The 4,568-nt window shown below is 72.4% G+C and carries 5 protein-coding genes; all 5 read right to left on the reverse strand.

The genetic code is table 11. From position 1 onward, the window contains the following. Positions 1-365 precede the first annotated feature (365 nt). From GRC12_RS42065 to GRC12_RS42085, 5 genes are read right to left on the reverse strand one after another with little or no spacing between them, the layout of a single operon-like run. The gene (locus GRC12_RS42065) at positions 366-1,007 is read right to left on the reverse strand and encodes an SIMPL domain-containing protein (RefSeq protein ID WP_208785721.1); all 642 of its coding nucleotides are present in this window, start codon (positions 1,005-1,007) and stop codon (positions 366-368) included. Then, on the reverse strand, positions 1,004-2,068 hold the full coding sequence (locus GRC12_RS42070; RefSeq protein WP_208785725.1) for an NAD(P)H-dependent flavin oxidoreductase: 1,065 nt from the start codon (positions 2,066-2,068) through the stop codon (positions 1,004-1,006). Before GRC12_RS42070 ends, GRC12_RS42065 begins: the two co-directional genes overlap by 4 nt. Then, complete coding sequence (locus GRC12_RS42075) at positions 2,068-2,823, reverse strand: CoA-transferase subunit beta (protein WP_208785722.1); 756 nt, start codon at positions 2,821-2,823, stop codon at positions 2,068-2,070. Before GRC12_RS42075 ends, GRC12_RS42070 begins: the two co-directional genes overlap by 1 nt. Next, complete coding sequence (locus GRC12_RS42080; RefSeq protein ID WP_208785723.1) at positions 2,820-3,656, reverse strand: CoA transferase subunit A; 837 nt, start codon at positions 3,654-3,656, stop codon at positions 2,820-2,822. Before GRC12_RS42080 ends, GRC12_RS42075 begins: the two co-directional genes overlap by 4 nt. 2 nt (positions 3,657-3,658) lie before the next feature. Beyond that, a complete protein-coding gene (locus GRC12_RS42085; protein ID WP_208785724.1) occupies positions 3,659-4,408 on the reverse strand; it encodes an enoyl-CoA hydratase family protein in 750 nt (249 codons plus the stop codon). Positions 4,409-4,568: the final 160 nt, after the last annotated feature.

Here is a 4,568-nt window from a genome sequence, read left to right on the forward strand (position 1 = left end):
GGGGCCGTGCGGTGGTGGCCGGTGGCCCACCGGCTGGCGCGATGGTCGGCGGCGGTGCGCGGGCGGCCGGTGGACGATGCTCGGCTGGCGAGCAGTGGTGGGTGGCGGCGCGGTGGTCGTGGGCGGGCGGCAGCCGCTGGGCGGCCACCGGCCGTCGCGAGTGGCGCGCGGCGGCTGTAGGCGCTCGGGCGGTAGCCGGTGGGCCGCCAGCCGCCAGCCGCCAGCCGCCAGCCGCCAGCCGCCAGCCGCCAGCCGCCAGCCGCCGGCCGCCAGCCGCCGGCCGCCAGCCGCCGGCCGCCAGCCGCCGGCCGCCCGCCGTCAGCCGCCACCGCCCAACGCGGCGTGGGTGCGTGGGCCGGGGTGCGTCAGTGGGTGAGGGTGAAGCCCAGGACCACGCCTGCTGACACCTCCACCATGCCGGGTGCGAGGTCGCCCGCCGAGTTGCCGCCTCCGCCGCCGTGGCCCCGGTACTGGCGGAACTCGTAGGACTCCGAGTCCACGTCCTGGATGTGCACCACCGGGCCCAGCCGTACGCCCGCCGCCTCCGCGTACACCTCGGCCTTGCGGCGGGCGGCGGCCACCGCCTTGCGCCGTGCCTCGTCCCGCAGCGCCGGCTTGTCGTGCACGTCGAACTCGACGCTGTCGATGTGGTGCGCCCCGGCATCGACCGCGTCCACGATCAGCTGCTGGAGATCGTCGAGCACCTCGGTCTCGATGACGTACGAGGCCCGGCAGCGGTAGCCCAGGAACTTCCGCTCGCCGCCGTACCCGTCGTAGTCCGAGCTGAGCTTGAGCCGGGAGCCCGACACCGACGCGTCCGGTATCCCGTGCCCGCGCAGTACTTCACGCAGCCGTGCCACGGCAGCGCCCGCCTCCTGGAACGCCTTGTCCGGCAGGGGCTCCAGCACATCCACCGACAACCTCACCCGGACGAGCTGCGGCTCGACCCGCACGCTCCCCGCACCGAAAACACTCGATCCCCACGGCTCTCTGATCGTCTCCGTCATGTGCGCATTGAAGCACCGCCCCGCGCCAACTCGCCGATGATTTCCTCCGCTTGAGCCATCACCCGCGCCACCAGCTCCGCGCACGAGGGCAGGTCCTCGATCACCCCGGCGACCTGCCCGGACGCCATCACCCCGAGATCCGTACGGCCGTCCACCATCGCCGACTTCAGCAGCATCGGCGTGTTCGCGGCGAGCAGTACCTGGCTCCAGGACAGCTCCTTGCCGTGCTTCATCGCGAGCCCGTCGCGTGCCATCTGCCGCCAGGTCAGCCCGGACAGTCTGCGGAAGCCGGCCGCGCGGCGCAGGGCGTGCAGCAGGGCCCGCGCACGGCCGGAGTTCTCCAGGGAGTCCACCAGCTCCGTGCGCAGCATCCGGTGCGGCAGACCGTCCACCGCCCTGGTCACGGTGACGTCCCGGACCGTCGCCGCCAGATATCGCGCCTTCACCGCGTCCGGCACCGTCGAGTCCGAGGTGAGCAGGAACCGCGTGCCCATCGCGACCCCCGCCGCCCCGTACGCCAGCGCCGCGACCAGGCCCCGTCCGTCGAAGAAGCCGCCCGCCGCCACGACCGGTATCCGCACCGCGTCGACCACCTGCGGCAGCAGCACCGTCGTGGCCACTTCTCCGGTGTGCCCGCCGCCCTCGCCGCCCTGCACGATGACGGCGTCCGCGCCCCACGCCGCGACCTTCTCGGCGTGCCGTCGCGCGCCGACGGAGGGGATGACCGCGACACCCGCCCCCTTAAGCTCCGCGATCAGCTCGGGGGAGGGAGCGAGGGCGAAGGAGGCGACCCGGACGCCCTCTTCGATCATGATGCTCGCCCGGTCACCGGCGTCCGCCGCGTCGGCCCGCAGATTCACCCCGAACGGCGCGTCCGTACGGGACTTCACCTCCCGTATGGCCTCCCGCAGCCGGTCGATCGTCATCGTCGCGGAGGCCAGGATGCCGAGCGCGCCCGCGTTCGCCGCCGCGGACACCAGACGGGGGCCCGCCACCCAGCCCATGCCGGTCTGGACGATCGGGTGCCGGACGCCGATGAGGCGGGTGAGCGCCGTCTCCATCACGAACCGACCTCCCTGGCCCGGTGGCCGGCCGGGTCGAGCACTTCGCGGATGAGCCGCAGTTCCTCGGCCGTGGGCTCGCGGGTCGTCGGCACCTCGTCCGGAACCGCCGGCTCGAAGGCGGTCGCCTCGCGCACCTCCTCCACCGTGACCCCCGGATGCAGTGAGGCCAGGCGCATCGAGTGGTCCGGGGTCGCGAAGTCGAAGACGCCCAGGTCGGAGACGACACGCGGGATGCGGTGATAGCGAGCCGTTTCCGGATGGGCGGCCGCGTGGTCGTAGCCCACCCCGCAGACCATGTCGACCTTCTCGACGAAGACCCGCCGGGAGTGCTTCGGAACCCAGTAACTCGTCGGGTTGTTCAACGTGTTGACCGGCGCCCCGCGCACCCCGAGCAACTGCCGCCTCGGCCGCTCCCAGTCGCCGATGCAGGAGATGTTCTGGTTGCCGAACCGGTCGATCTGGCTCGCGCCCATCATCACGTGCCGCCGCCCGCCGGTGACGAGGGCCAGGTGCTGACGGTAGGGGAGCCAGCCCTCGACCGTGCCGTCCGGGCGGACGAGCATCGCCTCGCCGTCCGTCAGCAGCAGGTCCGGCGAGAACGTGAGCCGGGCGAGCCGGGCGCCGATGGAGGGGATCAGCCCCATCGGGCTGGCGAGCACCTCGCCCTCGCCCCGCCAGGCCTCGGCGCAGGCGATCACGCAGTACTCGGCGCGGGTGACGGGAACAGCGGGAGTGCTTGTGGCCTCGGTCATGACTCCTCCCTCACCGCCGTCTGGTACGCCTGCTCGTCCCCGGCCAGGAACCGGGCCGCGAACTCCGGCCAGGGCGTGGTCGCGTACGTCCGCTGGAAGGCCTCGTCCCGGCCGTAGTCGGGGGCGCAGGACGTGAAGTGCGCGCCGTTCGGGGCCTCCACGACACCCGTCACCCGGTGCCGCTTGACCAGCAGCGACTGGGGCGCCGCCTCCTTCGTCAACTCGGCCGTGTCCACGATCCGTTCGCACGACACATAGGCCGCGTCCGCCGCTTCGCAGAACAGGTCGTCGAAGTACGGGTCCGGGCCGAGGTACTGCCCGTTGCCCAGCCGGTCCGCGCGGCCCACGTGCACCAGGGCCGCGTCCATCCGCAGGGCCGGCATCGCCACGAACGTCTCCCCGTCCTCGTACGGCGAAGTGACCGTCCGCAGACCGGGGTTGACCCGCATCACGTCCGATCCGATCCCGGCCCGCACCGGCAGGAACGGCAGCCGGTTCGCCGCCGCGCGCAGCCCCCACATGAACATCGCCTCGTCGATCTCCGTCAGTTCGAAGGCACCGCGCTCCCGGGCCGCGCGGTAGTGCGGTTCCAGTGGGATGGAGTCGAGGGTGACGAAGGCGGCGACCAGCTTGCGGATCCGTCCGGCCGCCGCCAGCATGCCCACGTCCGGGCCGCCGTAGGAGATGACCGTCAGGTCGGTGACGTCCGAGCGCAGCAGCGCTCTGACCAGGGCCATCGGTTTGCGGCGGGAACCCCATCCGCCGATGCCGAGGGTCATGCCGCTCTCCAGGCGGGAGACCACCTCCTCGGCGGTCATCGTCTTGTCACCCACGCCTACGCACCCTCCTTCTGCTCGCCGAAGGTGTCCCGCACCCGGTCGGCCACCCCGAGCGCGCTCGCCTCGTAGGTGAAGCCCTGCTCGAAGCGGTAGCTGCGGCGCACGTCGACCGGGTCGATGCCGTTGATGGCCGTCTTGGCCAGACGCAGCAGCTCTCCGTCCTTGGCGGCGATGTCGCGCGCCAGCCCCAGGGCCGTTTCTCGCAGTGCGTCCCGCGGTACCACCCGCCACACCGAGCCGTAGCCGTGCAGCTCCCGCGCGGTGACCGTCTGCGAGGTGTAGTAGAGGGCGCGCATCCGGTGCTGCGGGACCAGCCGGGCCAGATGCGTGGCCGCGCCCAGGGCGCCCCGGTCCAGCTCGGGCAGGCCGAAGACGGCGTCCTCGCTCGCCACGATCACGTCCGCGTTCCCCGCCAGGCCGATGCCGCCGCCCAGACAGAAGCCGTGCACCGCCGCCACCACGGGCACCTCGCACTCGTACACCGCCGCGAACGCCTCGAAGCAGCCGCGGTTGGCGCCCACCAGCGCGCTCGAGCCCCGCGCCTGTATCTCCTTGATGTCCACGCCCGCGTTGAACCCCCGGCCCTCGGCGGCCAGGACGACACAACGCACTCCCTGGTCACGGCCCGCGGCACGCAGCGCGTCGGCCAGCTCGAACCAGCCGCGCACCGGCAGCGCGTTCACCGGGGGGAAGTCGACGGTGAGGAGACGGATCCCCTTTTCCGGGGACGAGGTGGAGACACCCATGGGCGCATCAGCTACCTTTCCAAGCAACGCCTTTCCACCAAACATTTGTTAGGTGTGAGGCTTCGAAGCTAGCAGTCCGCGGATCGGAGCGGGAGACCTGTGGATAACTCGCTGCGCGGCAGGACGGTCGTGGTCACCGGGGGCACCCGGGGGGTGGGAG

Origin of the sequence: Streptomyces griseorubiginosus, from assembly GCF_017614965.1 — a bacterium.
Classification (GTDB): Bacteria; Actinomycetota; Actinomycetes; order Streptomycetales; family Streptomycetaceae; genus Streptomyces; species Streptomyces griseorubiginosus_B.

What these genes read in the sequence shown, in the direction of transcription:
- GRC12_RS42065 (WP_208785721.1), bottom strand. Translation starts at nt 1,007, where the DNA reads ATGACGGAGACGATCAGAGAGCCGTGGGGATCGAGTGTTTTCGGTGCG.
- GRC12_RS42070 (WP_208785725.1), bottom strand. Translation starts at nt 2,068, where the DNA reads ATGGAGACGGCGCTCACCCGCCTCATCGGCGTCCGGCACCCGATCGTC.
- GRC12_RS42075 (WP_208785722.1), bottom strand. Translation starts at nt 2,823, where the DNA reads ATGACCGAGGCCACAAGCACTCCCGCTGTTCCCGTCACCCGCGCCGAG.
- GRC12_RS42085 (WP_208785724.1), bottom strand. Translation starts at nt 4,408, where the DNA reads ATGGGTGTCTCCACCTCGTCCCCGGAAAAGGGGATCCGTCTCCTCACC.